Source organism: Acinetobacter sp. 243_ASPC (assembly GCF_001054715.1).
GTDB lineage: Bacteria > Pseudomonadota > Gammaproteobacteria > Pseudomonadales > Moraxellaceae > Acinetobacter > Acinetobacter soli.
Window position 1 is genome coordinate 1 of sequence record NZ_JVOR01000102.1, and the last position, 899, is coordinate 899.

Consider the following 899-nt stretch of genomic DNA (forward strand, 5'->3'; position numbering starts at 1 on the left):
AGTTCATAAAGCGTGATCAGTCCATCGACATACAGCTTTTGAAAATCACTGTTGAGGCTCATCTGGTAATTCTCCCAAACCATCTGACTTTAGAAATGTCCGCAAAGATTTACGATAATCAACAAGTACGGCTTTATCAGTGTTCAATTCTTCGAGATCACCATCTTCATCTTCAATTGCATCATTCAAACGTGTGATTTCAATACTGACCCGATCATATTCACTTTGTGCATGAATCATTTTTTGCTGTGCAGCAATTGCGGCTTTTTCAGCATCGGTGAAGTAATTTTGCGGATTCAGATGACGATCAATTTCTTCAGCGGTCATTGCTGTAAACTCTTCTGTAATCAGCTCATCTTGCGATCCATCTTGCTCAAACGCCCAAACTGAGCCGTCAACTTTTTTAAAATATTTCATGTTGTCTCCAACCATTTTACAATGTTGTTCGTATTTAATGCGTAACCCGAGCCATGTGGTATAGCAGCAATAAGTGGAAATTGAGACATCGCACTATCTGAGTAAACTTGTGCTAAAGCATTATTTGTAGAGTTTAAATGTATACCAGCATAGGTTTTTGCAGGCACATTTATAATTACTATTATAAATTTTAATTTGTTAGATGAGTTTGTATAAACTGTCCCACCCACTCTTTGACTTGTTACATCTGTGTATCCAGCAACAGCCTCTTGAATACCTAAATTAATTCTAGCAGCAGGTGCTGTGGTTGCACCTGTTCCACCATTTGCAACAGGCATTGCGTTTGGAATCGTGCCTGAACCACCACCTAATGCAGAATAAACTTCATCAAAGTTTTTATTGGTTTTATTAAACGCACTTCGAGCCGGTTCACCATTCCCATCATTCGGACTGTTGCCGATATTAATTATCTGCTTTGACAT

1 protein-coding gene and 1 pseudogene are annotated in these 899 nt (G+C 38.6%); both read right to left on the minus strand.

Annotated elements, in window-relative coordinates:
- Positions 1 to 45: 45 nt before the first annotated feature.
- Positions 46 to 417: a hypothetical protein gene (locus ADA42_RS13760; protein WP_048765759.1), complete on the minus strand. Its 372-nt coding sequence runs from the start codon at positions 415 to 417 to the stop codon at positions 46 to 48.
- Positions 414 to 899, minus strand: a pseudogene (locus ADA42_RS18505) (hypothetical protein); the annotation flags it as partial. The pseudogene ADA42_RS18505 and the gene ADA42_RS13760, both read right to left, overlap by 4 nt.